Source organism: Thalassobaculum sp., from assembly GCF_040219615.1.
Lineage (GTDB): Bacteria > Pseudomonadota > Alphaproteobacteria > Thalassobaculales > Thalassobaculaceae > Thalassobaculum_A.
Genome location: NZ_JAVJSE010000026.1, coordinates 12,285 through 28,496 on the forward strand (window position 1 = coordinate 12,285; position 16,212 = coordinate 28,496).

The following is a 16,212-nucleotide window of genomic DNA, read 5'->3' on the forward strand; positions in this document are numbered from 1 at the left end:
GGCGGCGACTTTGGCACGCCGGTGACGGAAGCGTCGAGACGGGTGACGCATATTCCGGTAAGCGGAAAACGTGCCGCCTATTTTGGAATTTTTTGCGCCCGAGCGACTTGCCGCGCTGCCGGACGCCCCCCATACTCCCGCTTTCGACAAGCGGGGCGTAACCCGCGGACAAGCAGGCTTACGAGGAGGAACGTCATGGAGACGAGGATGGGCGCGCGCCTGACAGGTGCGCTGATGGGAGCGGCCACCCTGCTGCTCGCCGCCGGCACCCTCAGTGCCGCCGAAGTCAAGCTGCCGGCCACGATGGCCTGGACCGCCTACGATACCGGCTCGGCCGGGCACGCGCACGCGGTCGCCATGGGCAAGGCCTTCAAGGAGAAGTACGGGGTCAACCTGCGGGTCCTGCCCGGCAAGAACGACGTGTCGCGCCTGCGGCCGCTGCAGGCCGGCAAGGTCGAGGCCGTCGCGAACGGCGTCGGCACCTACTTCGCCCAGGAAGGCGTGTTCGGCTTCGACAAGCCCGACTGGGGGCCGCAGCCGATCCGCATCGTCATGTCGTCCACCGGCGGTGCCGGCCTGATGGTCGGCGTGGCCGGCGATATCGGCGTCAAGGAGTACAAGGACCTCAAGGGCAAGCGCGTCGCCTGGGTCAAGGCCGCCCCGGCCCTGAACCACAACGTCACCGCCTTCCTGGCGTTCGCCGGGCTGACCTGGGACGACGTTGTGAAGGTCGAGTTCGCCGGCTTCGGCGCGTCCTGGGAGGGCATGACCAACAACCAGGTCGATGCCGCCTTCGCGATCTCCAACTCCGGCGCGACCAAGGCGGTCGCCGCCAGCCCGCGCGGCCTGCTCTGGCCGCCGCTGCCGTTCTCCGATGCAGCCGGCTGGGCGCGCCTGAAGGACCTGGCGCCGTACATGAACCAGCACAAGGTCAGCGCCGGCACCAACGTCGACAAGGCCTCGCCGATCGAGGGCATGGCCTACCCGTACCCGATCCTGACGGTCCGGACCGACGCCGCCGACGACCTGATCTACAACATCACCAAGGCGGTGGTGGAAAGCTACGACGGCTACAAGGACGGCGCCCCGGGGGCCGCCGGCTGGGATCTGAAGAACCAGGCCTTCGAGTGGGCGGTTCCGTACCACGACGGCGCCGTCAAGTACTTCAAGGAGATCGGCGTCTGGACCGACGCCATGCAGAAGCACAATGACGGTCTGGTGAAGCGCCAGGGGATCCTGCAGGACGCCTGGGCCAGCTTCACCAAGGACGCCCCGTCCGACGAGGCGGCGTTCCTGGAAGGCTGGGGCAAGGCCCGGGTCGCCGCGCTCAAGGGCGCGGGCATGAAGCCCGTCATCGAATAGCCGTCGTCCAGGAACCGGAGATCGACGGATGAGCGTGCCCGACACGGGCTCGCGGATCGAGGTCGCGGTGGCGGAGACTCTCCGCCACCGCGTCTTGCCGCGTGGCTGGAATGCGATCGTGGTGACGATGGTCGTCGCGGCGGTCGCGCTGTCGATCTACCAGCTCTTCAACCTGGGGGCCTCGGTCGGCTTCGTCATCCTGGACCTGTCCTACCTGGACATGCTGGTGGCGCTGCTGCTGCCGATCGTGTTCCTGGTGTTCCCGATGCGGGCCGCCGACAAGGAGCTGGCATCGCCGCCGCTCTACGACGTCGCGCTGTTCGTGCTGAGCTTCGCGCTCGGCTGCTACTTCGCCTGGTTCGCGGTGCCGGCGGTCGAGGGCGGCTGGGAGTATCTCGCGCCCGACCACGCCCGCTGGGCCAGCTTCGTGCTCTGGATCCTGATGATCGAGGGTGCCCGGCGCGCCGCCGGCCTCGCGCTGACGATCATCGTCCTGCTGTTCTCGTTCTACCCGCCGATCGCCGACCTGATGCCGGGCCCGCTCAACGGCGCGCAGCAGCCGCTGTGGGAGATCGGGCAGTACTACGCGTTCTCGGCCGAAGCGGTGTTCGGCATTCCGATGCGCGCCTTCGGCAAGCTGGTGATCGGCTTCGTGATCTTCGGGATCGCGCTGCAGCACACCGGTGCCGGCCGGTTCTTCATCGATCTCGCCTTCGCCCTGCTCGGCCATGTGCGCGGCGGCGGCGCCAAGGTCGCGATCTTCTCGAGCGGCCTGCTCGGCTCGATGAGCGGCTCGGTCATCACCAACGTGCTGACCACCGGCACCCTGACGATCCCGGCCATGCGCCGCACCGGCTTCGACCGCCAGACCGCCGCCGCGGTCGAGGCCTGCGCGTCGACCGGCGGCGTGCTGATGCCGCCGGTGATGGGGGCCACCGCCTTCGTCATGGCTTCGTTCATCGAGGTTCCCTACGTCGACATCGCGATCGCCGCGGTGATCCCGTCGATCCTCTACTATCTCGGCCTGTTCCTGCAGATCGACGCCTATGCCGCCCGCAAGGGCCTGAAGGGCCTGCCGCGCGACGAGCTGCCGCGCCTCCTCAACGTGTTCAAGGAGGGCTGGCACTACATCTTCTCGCTCGCCCTGCTGGTCTGGATGCTGCTTTACCTGAAGCAGGAGGCGATGGCGCCGTTCTATGCCACCGCGGTGCTGCTGGCGACCAACCAGATCTTCGGCAAGCGGATGAACCTCAAGGGCGTCGTCCACTTCTTCTTCGAGACCGGCAAGGTGCTGGCCGAACTGGTCGCCATCCTCGGCGCGATCGGGCTGATCGTCGGTGCGCTGTCGGCCACCGGCCTGACCGGGTCGCTGGCGACCGACCTGATCCTGCTGGCGGGCGGCTCGGTGTTCGCGCTGCTGCTGATGGGGGCCGCCACCAGCTTCATCCTCGGCATGGGCATGACGGTCACCGCCGCCTACGTGTTCCTGGCGATCGTGCTGGCACCCTCGCTGGTCACCGCCGGGCTGGACCCGATGGCGGTGCACCTGTTCATTCTCTACTGGGGGATGCTGTCCTTCATCACCCCGCCGGTGGCGCTCGGCGCGTTCGCCGCCGCCACGATCTCCGGCTCCGACCCGATGCGCGCCGGCTTCACCGCCATGCGGATCGGGTCGATCATCTACTTCATCCCGTTCTTCTTCGTGATGGAGCCGGCGCTGATCCTGCGCGGCGAGACCGTCGACATCCTGATCGTGCTGGCCAGCGCCCTGGTCGGCGTCGCCCTGATCGCCGGGGCCACCCAATCCTATCTGATCGGATTCGGACGGCTCGGCAGCGGGCCCACCGGCTGGGCCGCCAAGACGATGATCTTTCTCGGCGGCCTGATGTTCGCGTTCCCCGGCAGCGAGGATCTCGGAATCGGCCACTGGGAAGGCGTGGCCGCCGGCGCGGTGGTCGCGGCTCTCGGCCTGGCCACCGCCCGGCTCGGCAGAGCCGCGGCCGGCGTCGCCGTCGACTGAACGGCGCGCCGGCGACCGGTCCGGTCAGCTCTTGCGCTGGACGGCGGCGGCGAAGCTGTGGGTGACGATCTTGCCGTCGCGGATGACCAGGGTCTCCGCCCCGAGATGGAACTTCATGCTCGCCGATTCAGCCTGCCACATCAGGAAGGCGGTCTCGCCGATCACATCCTGGCGCACCGCCACGAAGTTGGTGCCGGCCGGCATCGTCTCGGTCGTCAGGGTCACGAAGAATCGCCGGATGGCCTCCTTGCCCTGCAGCGGGCCGTCCGGCGAGAACAGGACCGATCCGTCGGAATAGTCCTCCATGATCCCGTCCACGTCGCTGCGCGAGACGCAGGTCATGTGGTGGCTCAGGACGTCCAGGATTGCATGGTTCATGTGGTTCCCTCTGGTACTGCCACTCGCTGATGCGCCCTGTCTTGCCCCAACCGGAAGGGCCGGTCGAGCCGGAATCGCCCGACGGCGCCGTTACCGTCCTGCAACGCCGGACATCGGCCGGTGGGCGGGGTTTCGGCGCCCTGAACGCAACCGCTGGTGCGTCAACCCCGTGCGAACCGCAGATATGCGATTCCCAACGCCCGGACGGTGGATGCACGATGTTGCCCGAATACACCGACCGGGTCGCCGGCGTTGCGCGAACGCAACACCGCTCATGCCGCCCCGGTCCGCGGCGTCCGCCGTGGCAGGCTCCGATCCGCCGTGGAACGAGTGCCTTGGCGCCACCCGGCTTGCGGCAACCCGCGGGGCTCGCTATCACGCTCCATCATCCTTGGGAGGACAGGACTCCATGCGCGATCTGCATCGCCCCGGCCGCTCGCCGGTCTACGCGCCGAACGCCGCCATCGCCACCTCGCACCCGCTGGCCACCCAGGCCGGGCTGGAGGTCCTGAAGTCCGGCGGCACCGCGGCCGACGCGGCAGTCGCCGCCTGCGCCGTGCTGTGCGTGGTCGAGCCGGCGATGACCGGCATCGGCGGCGACTGCTTCGCCCTGATCGCGCCGAAGGGCTCGGGCGACATCGTCGCGCTGAACGGCTCCGGCCGGGCCCCCGGGGCCGCCGAACTCGGCTGGTACCTGGAGCGCGGGATCAAGGAGATCGGCCTGACCGCCGATCCGCACGCCGTCACCGTCCCCGGCGCCATCGCCGCCTGGAGCCTGCTGCTGGAGCGGTTCGGCAGGAAGGGCCTGGGCGAGTTGCTGCAGCCCGCCATCCGCTATGCCGAGGACGGCTTCCCGGTCGCGCCGCGGGTCGGTTCCGACTGGGAGGAGGATACCCCGCGACTGGCTCAGCACGCGGTCAGCCGCGAGGTGATGCTGGTGAACGGCAAGGCGCCGGCGATCGGCAGCCGGCAGCGGCAGCCGAAGCTCGGCGCCACCCTGCGACGGATCGCCGAGCAGGGCCGCGACGGCTTCTACACCGGGCCGGTCGCCGAAGACATCGTCGGCGAGCTGCGCAAGCTCGGCGGCCTGCACAGCCTCGAGGACTTCGCGAACGCCACCGCCGACTGGGTCGACCCGATCAAGTCGACCTACCGGGGCCACGACATCTACGAGTGCCCGCCGAACGGCCAGGGCATCTGCGCGCTGATGATCCTGAACATGCTGTCCGGCTACGACGTCGCCGGGCTGTCGGAGGTGCAGCGCGTGCACCTGCTCGCCGAGGCCACCAAGCTCGGCTACGCCCAGCGCGACCGCTACGTCTCCGATCCGCGCAAGGTCGAGGTCCCGGTCGACTGGCTGCTGTCGGACGTCCACACCAAAGGCCTGCGGGCGATGATCGACCCGCAGCGCGCCGGCGCCTTCCGGCCGAGCGACTTCCCGGTCCACAAGGACACCATCTACCTGTCCTGCGTCGACGCCGACGGCACCGCGGTCAGCTTCATCAACTCGCTGTTCTCCGGCTTCGGCAGCTGCATCATGGCGCCGGAATCCGGCGTGATGCTGCACAACCGCGGCCGCTCCTTCCGGCTCGAGGAAGGCCACGTCAACGCCATCGCGCCGAGCAAGCGGCCGATGCACACCATCATCCCCGGCATGGTGGTGAAGGACGGCATGGCGGTAGCGCCGTTCGGCGTGATGGGCGGCCAGTACCAGTCGACCGGACACGCCGGCTTCCTCAGCAACGTCCTGGACCGCGGCATGGACGTGCAGGAGGCGATGGACGAGCCGCGCAGCTTCGCGCTGGACGGCAAGCTGCAGGTCGAGAACACCTTCTCGCGCGAGACCCTGGCCGCCCTGGAGGCCAAGGGCCACGTACTCGAGCCGATGGCGAAGCCGCTGGGCGGCAGCCAGGCGGTCTGGATCGACCGAGCGAACGGCTGCCTGGTCGCCGGCTCCGACCCGCGCAAGGACGGCTGCGCGATGGGCTACTGAGGACCATGGCGATGGCCCACAAGACCGCGATCATCGGCCTCGGCATCATGGGCCGACGGCTGCTCGACAACCTGGTGTTCCACAAGGGCTTCGAGCCGGTGGCGCTGTGGGATCCGTCGCCGGACTCCTGCGCCAGGGCGCGCGAGGTGGCGCCGGGCGTGCCGGTGGTGGACAGCGCCGAGGCGGCGATCGCCGCCGCCGACGTGATCTACCTCGCCTGCCCGCCGGCCCCGCGCAAGGCCTACGCCCTGGCGGCGGCCGGCGCCGGCAAGGCGGTGTTCCTGGAGAAGCCGCTCGGCGTCGACATTCCGGAGAGCGAGGACCTGGTGAAGCGGCTGGCGGCGTCCGGCGCGCCGGCGGCGGTGAACTTCACCCAGGCCTCCTCGGTCGGCTTCGAGGTGCTGCGCAACGCCATCGCCGCCGGCGAGACCGGCGACCTCGCCGGCATCGACATCGTGGTCACCTACCCGGCCTGGCCACGGGCCTGGCAGGTCGATGCCGACTGGCTGCGCTTCAGGGCCGAGGGCGGCTACACCCGCGAGGTGATCTCGCACTTCCTGTTCCTGTCCGAGCGGTTCCTCGGCCCGCTGACCCTGAAATGGGCGCGCCCGAGCTATCCGGCCGACCCGGCCCTGTGCGAGAGCGAGATCCTGGCCCGCCTGGAAACCGCCGACGGCAAGCCGGTCAGCGTGCTCGGCACGGTCGGCGGCGCCCAGCCGGACCGCCAGGAGGTGACGGTGAAGGCGGCCAGGACCAGCTTCCGCTTCACCGAGTTCTACCAGCTCTGGCGCTCGGCCGGCGCCGAGTGGACCGCCGCCTACGAATTCCCGGCCGATCCGCGCCGCTCGTCGCTGCAGCGCCAGCTCGACGAGCTCGACAAGTGCGTGCGTGGCGAGTCACACCTGCTGGCGACACCCGAGGAGGCGCTGCGCGTGCAGGTGCTGATCGAGGGCATGCTGGCCGGCAAGGGCTGACGGCGGCGGCGAACGCCCGTCGCTTCGTGGGTCCCGGAGCCGCCCGCTCGCGCGGGCCCTCCGGGATGACGGAGATTAGGGGCGGCGCCTTCCGTTTGTTTCCGTCATTCCGGAGGGGCCGCGACAGCGGCCGGCTCCGAAAACCACCCGCCGCCCCAGCGTCGACGACCACTACCCCGCCACCCGGTCCGGCATCACGAAGCCGGCTCGCGCCCGGTCCGAGGCAAGGCGCTGCTCGCTGTACCAACGCCCGAGCGCGCCCTTCACCCCCGCGAACAGGTCGGGATTGCGGGCCTGGAAGCGGTCCCAGGTCTCGTCGGCCGGGCCGTCGGCCATGCGCTCGTTAATGACCATCAGGAAGGCGTAGGTCACGGTCTCGTGGTACAGGCCGGGCTTGCCGATATGGCCGGCGAAGGCCTGGAGCCGCTCAGCGTAGCGTTGCATGGCCGCCGGCAGGTTCATGCGCCCGAGATAGATCCAGGCGAGCCGCACATGATCGGTGTGCCGGAACGCCGAAGGCGGCAGGCTCAGGGTCTCGAAGGCCTCGACGAACCGGTCATCGGTCATCGGAACCCTCCGTCAGCCGGTGGCTGTCCGCCGCCGTCAGGTCCAGGCCGTACACATCCCGGAGTTGCCCGATCCGCTCCAGGGTCTCCGGCCCGAACGGCGCCTTGCCCTCGAAGGCGTGCAGCATCACCCCCTCGATCAGGTCGCCCAGGCTGACGTCGCGCAGTTCGGCGACCCCCTTCATCACCTTCAGCAGCCGGCGCTCCAGGCGGACGCCGGTCTGCACGCGGTCGACGGTCTTCGGCATGGAAAATCTCGATGTTGTCCTGGTACATTTGTACCAACCAACTGATGAATTGCAACCGACCCTTCGTGGCTGCGCGTCGCACAGCGCCCCAAGGCGACAGAGGGATCGAGATTCTCGGCCCTCCCTCAGTCGCCCTGAGAGCGTGTGAATGTATCCCGGCACGGTCTGCGTCGCGTCAGGAAGCCTGCCGGCCAGGAGCGGCGGCGAAGGCGATGCGGCGCATCGGCGAGAAGTCGCGACACCGCCAGCGGGCTTCCTGACGCGACCCGCAGGGCCGGCCTCAGTCGATCGCCTGCCAGCCGTGGATGACCTGCCGCGACGCCGTATCGAAGGCGAAGCAGTTGCCGCCGCCGGTGCCCGGCTGGTCGAAGCCGCGGCTGATCGGCTGCCCAAGCAGATGCGCCAGTAGCAGCGCGCCGACGGCGCCGTGCGAAACGACGGCGACGTCTCCTGCAGTTTCGCTGATCACCGCCTCGACTGCGGCCAGGACCCGGCGCTGCTCGTCGACCGCCCGGGCCCACCCCCGCACCGACGCTTCCGGCTGGGCGAAGAACCGGTCGGCGGTCGCCTCGAACTCGATCGGCGGCAGGTAGCCGGTGGCGGAGCGGTCGTTCTCGCCGAGATCGGGCCGCACCCGCACCGGCAGGCCGGTCGCGGCCGACAGGATCTCCGCCCCGTCCAGCGCCTTGCGCTCGGCGCTGGCATATAGCGCTGCCAGTCCGGTGACCCACGGCCGCCCGCAGCATCGCGCCATGCGCTCGCGGCCGCGCGGCGACAGCGGCCATTCGGTGATCGGCACCGACGGGTCGATGACGACGTCCGGATGGGTGATGAAGTAGAAGGTCCGCACGGACTGCCGGGTCATCAGAGCCCGGGCAGCGGCATGACCCTGGTGGTGTCCCGGACCGCCGTGACGCCCGGCACCTCGCGGATCAGCACGTTCAGCGCGTGCTTCCGATCCTCCGAGGCGATCAACCCGGAGACTTCGGCCCTGTGATCCTGCACGCTGATCGACAGGAACGCCGTATCGACCCAGGACGCCTGCTTGAGGCGGCTCATGATCTCGTCCTGGATCTCGTTGTCCGGGCGCTTGACGTCGGCGGCGGGCGACCCGCCGAGCGCGACCATCTGCACGATGTCGGCGCGCGTGACCATTCCGATCAGCTTGCCGTCCTCGACGACCGGCACGCGCTTGATCCCCCGGCGCCGCATGATGTCGGCGACCTGCGCGGTGGTCGCGTCCGGTCCGACGCTGACCACATGACGGGTCATGACGTCCGCGGCGGTCCGGCCGTGGGCCTTGGTGTAGTCGCGTGCCAGTTCGTCGGAACTCTCGAACAGCTTCAGCCACCAGGACTGCCGCGGCACCGTCCCGACGTCCTCCCGGACCACCAGGTCGCCCTCGCTGACGATCCCCAGGAGGTGGAACTTCTCGTCGACCACCGGGACCGCGCTTATCATGTTCAGCATCATGATCATCGCGATCTTGTCGACGGTCGTCTTCGGGGCGACGACGATCAGGTCCGTCGACATCACGTCCCGCGCCAGCATCCGGTCCATGCGAAGGCCTCCTCCCGAAACGGCACCCGTCCCGGACACTGTATGACGAACCGGCCGGTCGTCCCCTTGATACAGCGCAATCCGGTGCTCAGTGCGCTCCGGACGCCGGCACGATCAGCGCGTCGAGCGCCACCACGCCCTGCCCGACGGGCAGCACCCGCACCGGGTTCAGGTCGACGCTGTCGATGCGGTCGGCCTCGGCGGCGGCGAACACCGACACCTTTGCCAGCAGCTCGGCCAGCGCCTCGATGTCGGCCGGCGGCGCGCCGCGCACGCCCGCGAACACCTTGGCGCCCTTGAGCGAGGCGATCATCCGCCGGGCCTCGGCGATGCCGAACGGCGCCAGCCGGAACGCCACGTCCTCCAGCACCTCGACCAGCACGCCGCCGAGCCCGACCATCACCACCGGGCCGAAGGTCGGGTCGCGCTGCACGCCGATCACCGCCTCGACGCCGACCGGTGCCATGGCCGCGACGATCACCCCGTCGATGCGCGCCTCCGGGGCGGCCGAGGCAACCCGGTCGACCAGGGTCGCATGGGCCGCCCGCACCGCGTCGGCGCCCTCGACCCCGACGATCACGCCGCCGACCTCGGTCTTGTGCTGGATGTCGGCCGACGCGATCTTCAGCACCACCCGCCCGCCGATGGCCGCCGCGGCGGCAGCCGCGTCGTCGGCGTCGCGGGCCAGCCGGCGGGCGACGAACGGGACGCCCCAGGCCTCCAGCAGGTCGGTGGCCTCGTGCTCGGCCAGCATCCGCGGCGGCACCGGCGGGGCGCCGGCCGGGGCCGGCGGCAACGCCGGCTCGGCCGGCCGCGCGAAGAACCGGCCGAACCGGGTCAGCGCCGCCGCGGCCGCCACCGCCCGGGTCGGGTCCTCGTACACCGGATAGCCGGCGTCCTCGTATTTCCGGACGATCTCCGGCGACGCCACCAGCGACAGGATCATCACCCGGTCCGGGAAGCTGGCCTTCGCTTCAGTCAGGATCTCGATCAGCGGCTCGGCGATGGTCCGGGCGCCGGCGACCACCGTGAAGAACGCCACGACCACATCGTAGCCGCCCTTCTCCAGCATCAGGGTCAGGTTCTTGCCGACCAGCGACAGGTCGTTGAAGGCCTGGGCGGTGATGTCGACCGGGTTGCGCACGGCGGCGAAGGGCAGCAGCGCCTTCAGCTCCTCCTGGGCGTCCGCCGGCATCTCCGGCACCGCCAGACCCTGGTCCTCGGCGGCGTCGGCCATCTGCACGCCGACCCCGCCGGAGATCGTCACGATGCCCAGCCGGTCGCCGTCCGGGAACAGCCCGCGCGACGCGGCCTGGGCGGCGTCCAGCAGCTGGTCGGTGGAGTCGACCCGCATCACCCCGTACTGGGCGAACAAGCCGTCATAGACCCGGTCGGAGCCGGCGAGTGCCGCGGTGTGCGAGGCGGCCGCAGCGGCCCCGACCTGCGAGCGGCCGACCTTCATGAAGATCACCGGCTTCTGTGCAGCCGCCGCCTCGGCCAGTGCCGAGCGCAGCGCCTCGCCGTCGCGGATTCCCTCGGCATAGGCGACGATCACCCGGGTGGTCTCGTCGCGCACCAGGTAGCCGATGGCGTCGGCCAGGTCGACGTCGGCCTCGTTGCCGGTGGTGATCAGGATGCCGGTGTCGACCCCGCGCGCGCGCAGCAGCGCGAAGGCGTGGCTGCCATAGGCGCCGGACTGGCTGGCCACCGCCACCGGGCCGGGCCGCGGCGTCTCGCGCTCGACCGAGGTCGAGAAGGTCGCGATCCAGCCGTTGTGGGCATTGAACACGCCGAGACAGTTCGGTCCCAGGACCCGGATGCCGCCGGCCCGGGCGATCGCGCGGATGCGATCCTGGGCGATCCGACCGTCCTCGCCGATCTCGGCGAACCCGGAGGAGAACACCACGGCGGCCTTGGCGCCCTTGGCGGCACAGGCCTCCAGGGTCTCCGGCACCGCCGCCGCCGGCACCGCGACGATCACCGCGTCCGGCGCCTCCGGCAACGCCTCGACCGAGGCGAAGGCCGGCAGGCCCTGGATCACCTCGCGCTTCGGGTTGACCGGCCAGATCGGGCCCTGGAAGCCGGACCGCAGCATGTAGCCGAGCGGACGGCCGCCGATCCGGGTGGGATCGTCGGACGCGCCAATCACGGCGATCGAGCGCGGGCTGACCAGGGCGCGCAGGGTCTCGACGTCGGGACGGCCGTGCAGGTGTTCTGGCATTCTCAGACCGTGGCGATGGCGTTGGCGGGAGAGCCGACCACACCCGGGAGGTGCAGCGGCGGGGCGGTCAGCAGGAAGCGCGAGCGACCGTTGGCGTGCAGCCAGTCGGCCAGCTCGGTCAGGTACCAGATCTCGCCGAGATGGATGCCGAGCTTGAACAGGCACAGCTCGTGAAGCGGCATCATCGCCCGCCTCGGGCCGTTGCCGCGGTCGCGGCCGGGCACGTGCTCGACCGCGTAGTTGTCGGCCACCAGCACCGCGAGGCCGCTCTCGCGGATCCAGTCCTGCAGCTCCGGGTCGCCGCCGTCGAGCGCCGGGTAGGCGTTATGCAGGGCCTCCGGGTCGGGGTTGCCGGCCTTCTCCACCAGCATCTTGGAGAAGCCGGTGTGCAGGCAGACCATGTCGCCCTGCTCCACCACGATGCCGTCGGCCTGCATGATCCGGTCGAGGGTGGCGAAGTCGACGATCGTGCGGTCGTCGCCGAGATGGCGGTGAAGGTCGATCATGACGCCGCGGCCCTGGACCGCCGCCCGGGCCATGTTCTCGATGCCGAGCGCCTTGGCGCGAACGCCCTCGAACCGCATGAGGGGATCGGCGGCGTCATTGCGCGGCTGGGCGGCCACCAGGTGCTCCAGCCCGGTCCAGCCGTTGTAGTAGACGATCTCCGGGATGCCGTCGCCGTTGGCGTCGAACAGCGACCCGACATGGGCGAAGCTGTCCCACTGCGACGAATACTGCAGGCACAGCAGCACCGCGTCGTCCGACACCACGTCGGTCAGCTCCGGATTGTCCTCGGCCAGCGGGAAGTTGTAGTTCGAGAGGCCGTTGCGCTCGGTCGAGAACCGGCGCGGCGGGAACCGGCGCGGGTTCAGGTCGCGTCCGCCCGGCAGGTCGAGCGGCAGCGACAGACAGAACCGGATGCCCTCGCGAACCTCCTTGGCGGCCGCGACCACCCGCTCGGGGGTCAGCAGGTTCAGCCGGCCGCGCTGGTCGTCGGGTCCGAAATCGCCCCAGTTCGAGCCCTCCGGCCGGTTCTCCCACCGTGCCGCCATCGCCGACCTCCCATATGTGAGCTGCGCCGCCGTGAACCGGCGGTCGCCTTTGGATGAGCGCGAGGATTGTCGCGGCACGGCGCCGGCCATGCAAGCGCCGCTCACACCTCGGCGCAGGGGATCCGGACGATGTCCTCGGGCACCAGCGGCATCCGGTACGCGCTCGCCGTCGAGATCCTGTAGAGGCTCATCCCCAGGACGTAGTCGACGGTCTCGTCGTCGGACGCGAGCGGGACCAGCAGCCGCTCCGCCGTGCGGGTCTCCAGCGCCGACAGCCGTTCCACCGCCGAACCGTAGTGCAGCAGCGGCACCGAGACGATCTGCTTCCAGCGGCGCAGCACGGTCGGATGATCGACCTCGCCCAGGATCGTGCGCAGCGTCTCGCCCTTGATGCTGCGCCCCCAGGCGTCGTTGACCTCCTCGCCGGACAGACGGCACACGAAGTCGTCGATGCCGGGCTCGTAGCGGTACAGCCAGACATGCTGCAGCAGCCGCGGGATGGCCAGGGGGTCGAAGTCGCGGTGGAGCGGCACCATGGTGCCGTGCCGCGCCGTCTGCCAGGCCGCCAGGAATTCGAAGATCCGCGGGTCGGCCCCGGCAAGCCGGGCCTGCACCGACGAACGGGGCGGGGCCGCCTCCGTCACCTGTACCTCCGAACGGCATGGCCGGTCCGACCGCCCGACATCACCCCTCCCGCATGCTTCCGCCCACCGGCCGCTCTCGCGACGGCCGAGAGTGCAATGGTAGACTCGAGTGACGGATGCGGCCAGCGTCGCGCCTCCCGACCTCGGCCGGCCCCGTCCGACCTCGAACGCCGAACGAACCCGCTACTCCGCCGGCATGCGCCGTGGTATGAGCCGGCGCCTGTCCGGAGAACCTCAATGGCCGCCGCCGTCGCCCTCGCGGGTCCGAGCCGCGGGATCGTGCTGATCCTGCTGGCCCACGTCGCGTTCACCACCATGGACACCACCAACAAGTGGCTGGCCGGCAACTATCCGGTCGGGCAGATCGTCTGGGCGTTCTACCTCGGCTTCGCCGCCGCCGCGCTGGCCCGGGCGGCCGCCAACGGCGGGATCCCGGCGGCCCTGGCGACCCGGTACCGGGCCCTGCATCTGCTGCGCGCGGCGCTGCTGCCGGTCAACATGGGCTGCGTGGTGCTGGCGCTCGGCCTGCTGCCGATGGCCGAGGTGATGGCGGTCGGCATCTCCTACCCGCTGATGATCACGGTGCTGTCGGCGCTGATCCTGAAGGAGCAGGTCGGGCCGCGGCGCTGGGCGGCGGTGGCGGTCGGCTTCCTGGGCGTCCTGGTGATCCTGCGGCCGGGAGCCGCGGTGTTCCAGCCGGCCTGCCTGCTGATCCTGGCGGCGGCCGCGCTGTTCGCGGTCTACCAGATCCTGACCAAGATCCTCGGCCGCACCGACGGGCCGGTCAGCCTGACCCTCTACACCGCCCTGGTCGGCGCGGCGCTGACCAGCCTGGTGGCGCCGTTCGACCTGCGGGCGCCGGACGCGACCGGCTGGGCGCTGCTGGCCCTGACCGCGGCCGCCGGAACGATCGGCCACAGCCTGGTGATACAGGCGCTGGAGACGACGCCGGCCAGCGTGCTGCAGCCGTTCAACTTCGTGCAGCTGGTCTGGGCGACCCTGGCCGGCTACCTGGTGTTCGGCGAGGTGCCGGACAGCTACACCGTGGCCGGTGCGTCGATCGTGGTGGGCAGCGGGCTGTATGTCTGGTGGCGCGAGCGGGTGCGGGCCGGGGCCGCCGCGTGAGCCGGCCCGCAGCGGACCTCTCCGCGCCGGGCCGCGGCATCGTCCTGATCCTGCTGGCCAACCTGCTGTTCGCCGGCATGGACGCGGTGTCGAAGACGCTGATCCTCGACTATCCGGTCGGGCAGATCCTGTGGGTGCGCTATGCGTTCTTCGCCGGCTTCGCGACCGTGCTGTCGCTGCGCAGCGGCGGCCCGCTTGCCGGGTTCCGGGCCCGCCGGCCGGTGCTCAACGTGGTTCGCGCGGTCCTGCTGCTGGCCGAGATCGCCTGCTTCGTGCTCGCCTTCCGCTACCTGCCGCTGGCCGACACCCACGCGATCGCGGCGGTGTACCCGCTGATCATCACCGCGCTGTCGGCCCTGGTGCTGGGCGAATTCGTCGGGCCGCGGCGCTGGGCGGCGGTCGGCATCGGCTTCGTCGGGATCCTGGTGATCCTGCGCCCCGGGCTGTCGGTTTTCGACCCGGCGGCGCTGCTCCCGCTGCTCGGGGCGACCCTGTTCGCGGTCTACCAGATCATGACCAAGATCGTCGCCCGGACCGACGGCATGGTCACCATCCTGCTGTACACCGGCTGGGTCGGGTTCGCGGCGACCTCGCTGGTCGGGCCGCTGCAATGGACGCCGCCGGACCTGCAGGGCTGGATCCTGCTGCCGGTGGCGGGGGCGCTCGGCGTGGTCGGCCACCTGATCCTGATCAAGGCGCTGGAGCTGGCCCCGGCAAGCGTGCTGCAGCCGTTCAACTACACCCTGCTGCTGTGGGCGACGACCGTCGGCTTCCTGGTGTTCGGCGACCTGCCGGACGAGATCACGGCGGCCGGTGCCGCGATCGTGGTCGGCTCCGGGCTCTACACCTGGTGGCGCGAGCGGGTGCGAGCGCGCCGGGGCTGACGGCCCTCGACACGGCTCGGGCGGCTGGGCTTAAATCCGGAACGGCATTTCACGCGCCGCAGCGGGTGCCCCCGCATCTGGTCGGCGCCCCAGAAAATCCAAGGGAGACGAGAGAATGCGCAGCTATTCGCTGATGGAACCCGGCAAGCCGTTCGAGACGGTCGACAAGCCGGATCCGGTGCCGACCGGCACCGAGGTGCTGCTCAAGGTCACCCGCGCCGGCGTCTGCCATTCCGACATCCACATCTCCGACGGCTACTTCGACCTCGGCGGCGGCAAGGTGCTGAACATCGTCGACCGCGGCCAGAAGTTCCCGATCACCCTCGGCCACGAGGTGCTCGGCGAGGTCGTGGCGCTCGGGCCCGACGCCAAGGGTGTTTCGATCGGCCAGACCATGCTGGTGCATCCCTGGCTCGGCTGCGGCGAGTGCTCGGCCTGCAAGGCCGAGCAGGAGAACCTGTGTCCGACCATGCGCTCGATCGGCATCTTCCGGGACGGCGGCTATGCCACCCACTGCATGGTGCCGAACCCGAAATACCTGGTCGACATCGGCGACGTCGACCCGACCGTCGCCACCCCCTACTCGTGCTCGGGCGTGACCGTGTATTCGGCGCTCAAGAAGGCGCTGCCGATCCGGGACGACGAATGGCTCGCGATCATGGGCGCCGGTGGCCTCGGCCTGTCGGCGGTGACCATCGCCAAGGCCATGGGCGTGAAGAACGTCATCTCCGTCGACATCGACGATTCCCATCTGGAGGCCGCCAAGGAGATGGGCGCCTCGGCGGTGCTGAACACCAAGACCGCGGGCAACGCCGTGGCAGAGCTGCAGAAGATCGCCGGCGGCGAGCTGCGCGCCGTGGTCGACACGGTCGGCGGCGAGGCGACGTCCGGCCTGGGCATCGCCGCCGTCCGCAAGGGCGGGCGCTACGTGATCGTCGGCCTGTACGGCGGCCAGATGACCATCTCGCTGCCGACCATCCCGATGCGGGCGCTGTCGATCATGGGCTCCTATGTCGGCTCGCTCGGCGAGTTGAAGGAGCTGATGGAACTGGTGAAGACCGGCAAGGTGAAGCCGATCCCGATCGAGACCCGCCCGGTCGACACCGCCTACCAGACCCTGCAGGACCTGAAGGCCGGCAAGATCGTCGGCCGCGTGGTGCTGACCAACGACTGACCGGGAAGCGG

The 16,212-nt window shown here is 70.3% G+C and carries 15 protein-coding genes; 7 read left to right on the forward strand and 8 right to left on the reverse strand.

All coding sequences use genetic code 11. From position 1 onward, the window contains the following. Positions 1-195: 195 nt before the first annotated feature. Positions 196-1,362, forward strand: coding sequence for a TAXI family TRAP transporter solute-binding subunit (locus RIC31_RS14260; RefSeq protein WP_350108649.1), 1,167 nt, complete (start codon positions 196-198; stop codon positions 1,360-1,362). 28 nt (positions 1,363-1,390) lie between these two features. Continuing rightward, positions 1,391-3,382 (forward strand): TRAP transporter permease, encoded by a 1,992-nt coding sequence (locus RIC31_RS14265; protein ID WP_350108652.1) that lies wholly within the window; start codon positions 1,391-1,393, stop codon positions 3,380-3,382. 24 nt (positions 3,383-3,406) lie between these two features. Here the strand turns inward: RIC31_RS14265 and RIC31_RS14270 are convergent, their stop codons facing one another. Beyond that, the gene (locus RIC31_RS14270) at positions 3,407-3,760 is read right to left on the reverse strand and encodes a nuclear transport factor 2 family protein (protein WP_350108655.1); all 354 of its coding nucleotides are present in this window, start codon (positions 3,758-3,760) and stop codon (positions 3,407-3,409) included. A 409-nt stretch (positions 3,761-4,169) separates the two neighbouring features. On the opposite strand from RIC31_RS14270, the gene ggt reads away from it, so the two are divergent. Continuing rightward, positions 4,170-5,753: a gamma-glutamyltransferase gene (gene ggt / locus RIC31_RS14275; RefSeq protein WP_350108658.1), complete on the forward strand. Its 1,584-nt coding sequence runs from the start codon at positions 4,170-4,172 to the stop codon at positions 5,751-5,753. Positions 5,754-5,764: 11 nt separating this feature from the next. Beyond that, a complete protein-coding gene (locus tag RIC31_RS14280; RefSeq protein ID WP_350108661.1) occupies positions 5,765-6,727 on the forward strand; it encodes a Gfo/Idh/MocA family protein in 963 nt (320 codons plus the stop codon). Positions 6,728-6,898: 171 nt separating this feature from the next. Here RIC31_RS14280 and RIC31_RS14285 read toward each other — a convergent pair whose 3' ends face one another. From RIC31_RS14285 to RIC31_RS14315, 7 genes are all read right to left on the reverse strand, one after another. After that, positions 6,899-7,294: a hypothetical protein gene (locus tag RIC31_RS14285; protein WP_350108664.1), complete on the reverse strand. Its 396-nt coding sequence runs from the start codon at positions 7,292-7,294 to the stop codon at positions 6,899-6,901. Then, entirely contained in the window at positions 7,284-7,541 is a 258-nt protein-coding gene (locus tag RIC31_RS14290; protein ID WP_350108666.1) for a hypothetical protein, read from the reverse strand. Before RIC31_RS14290 ends, RIC31_RS14285 begins: the two co-directional genes overlap by 11 nt. A 280-nt stretch (positions 7,542-7,821) precedes the next feature. Further along, positions 7,822-8,406, reverse strand: a complete 585-nt coding sequence (locus tag RIC31_RS14295; protein ID WP_350108669.1) for a histidine phosphatase family protein — start codon at positions 8,404-8,406, stop codon at positions 7,822-7,824. After that, the gene (locus RIC31_RS14300; protein WP_350108672.1) at positions 8,406-9,101 is read right to left on the reverse strand and encodes a CBS domain-containing protein; all 696 of its coding nucleotides are present in this window, start codon (positions 9,099-9,101) and stop codon (positions 8,406-8,408) included. Before RIC31_RS14300 ends, RIC31_RS14295 begins: the two co-directional genes overlap by 1 nt. Before the next feature lie 88 nt (positions 9,102-9,189). After that, positions 9,190-11,322, reverse strand: a complete 2,133-nt coding sequence (locus RIC31_RS14305) for an acetate--CoA ligase family protein (protein ID WP_350108675.1) — start codon at positions 11,320-11,322, stop codon at positions 9,190-9,192. A gap of 2 nt (positions 11,323-11,324) precedes the next feature. After that, positions 11,325-12,374: a cyclase family protein gene (locus tag RIC31_RS14310; protein WP_350108678.1), complete on the reverse strand. Its 1,050-nt coding sequence runs from the start codon at positions 12,372-12,374 to the stop codon at positions 11,325-11,327. A gap of 101 nt (positions 12,375-12,475) precedes the next feature. Continuing rightward, positions 12,476-13,018: a PAS domain-containing protein gene (locus tag RIC31_RS14315; RefSeq protein WP_350108681.1), complete on the reverse strand. Its 543-nt coding sequence runs from the start codon at positions 13,016-13,018 to the stop codon at positions 12,476-12,478. Positions 13,019-13,255: 237 nt separating this feature from the next. On the opposite strand from RIC31_RS14315, the gene RIC31_RS14320 reads away from it, so the two are divergent. The 3 genes from RIC31_RS14320 (at position 13,256) to RIC31_RS14330 (ending at position 16,201) form a co-directional block, all read left to right on the forward strand. Next, complete coding sequence (locus RIC31_RS14320; RefSeq protein WP_350108684.1) at positions 13,256-14,143, forward strand: DMT family transporter; 888 nt, start codon at positions 13,256-13,258, stop codon at positions 14,141-14,143. Then, positions 14,140-15,027 (forward strand): DMT family transporter, encoded by an 888-nt coding sequence (locus RIC31_RS14325; protein ID WP_350108687.1) that lies wholly within the window; start codon positions 14,140-14,142, stop codon positions 15,025-15,027. The genes RIC31_RS14320 and RIC31_RS14325 overlap by 4 nt, the downstream gene beginning before the upstream one ends. Before the next feature lie 115 nt (positions 15,028-15,142). Further along, complete coding sequence (locus tag RIC31_RS14330) at positions 15,143-16,201, forward strand: alcohol dehydrogenase (protein WP_350108690.1); 1,059 nt, start codon at positions 15,143-15,145, stop codon at positions 16,199-16,201. The last annotated feature ends 11 nt before the right edge of the window (positions 16,202-16,212 follow it).

Bases quoted from the DNA above. Each gene is read 5' to 3' on its own strand.
- RIC31_RS14260 (WP_350108649.1), top strand. From the start codon at position 196: ATGGAGACGAGGATGGGCGCGCGCCTGACAGGTGCGCTGATGGGAGCG.
- RIC31_RS14265 (WP_350108652.1), top strand. From the start codon at position 1,391: ATGAGCGTGCCCGACACGGGCTCGCGGATCGAGGTCGCGGTGGCGGAG.
- RIC31_RS14270 (WP_350108655.1), bottom strand. From the start codon at position 3,760: ATGAACCATGCAATCCTGGACGTCCTGAGCCACCACATGACCTGCGTC.
- ggt (WP_350108658.1), top strand. From the start codon at position 4,170: ATGCGCGATCTGCATCGCCCCGGCCGCTCGCCGGTCTACGCGCCGAAC.
- RIC31_RS14280 (WP_350108661.1), top strand. From the start codon at position 5,765: ATGGCCCACAAGACCGCGATCATCGGCCTCGGCATCATGGGCCGACGG.
- RIC31_RS14285 (WP_350108664.1), bottom strand. From the start codon at position 7,294: ATGACCGATGACCGGTTCGTCGAGGCCTTCGAGACCCTGAGCCTGCCG.
- RIC31_RS14290 (WP_350108666.1), bottom strand. From the start codon at position 7,541: ATGCCGAAGACCGTCGACCGCGTGCAGACCGGCGTCCGCCTGGAGCGC.
- RIC31_RS14295 (WP_350108669.1), bottom strand. From the start codon at position 8,406: ATGACCCGGCAGTCCGTGCGGACCTTCTACTTCATCACCCATCCGGAC.
- RIC31_RS14300 (WP_350108672.1), bottom strand. From the start codon at position 9,101: ATGGACCGGATGCTGGCGCGGGACGTGATGTCGACGGACCTGATCGTC.
- RIC31_RS14305 (WP_350108675.1), bottom strand. From the start codon at position 11,322: ATGCCAGAACACCTGCACGGCCGTCCCGACGTCGAGACCCTGCGCGCC.
- RIC31_RS14310 (WP_350108678.1), bottom strand. From the start codon at position 12,374: ATGGCGGCACGGTGGGAGAACCGGCCGGAGGGCTCGAACTGGGGCGAT.
- RIC31_RS14320 (WP_350108684.1), top strand. From the start codon at position 13,256: ATGGCCGCCGCCGTCGCCCTCGCGGGTCCGAGCCGCGGGATCGTGCTG.
- RIC31_RS14330 (WP_350108690.1), top strand. From the start codon at position 15,143: ATGCGCAGCTATTCGCTGATGGAACCCGGCAAGCCGTTCGAGACGGTC.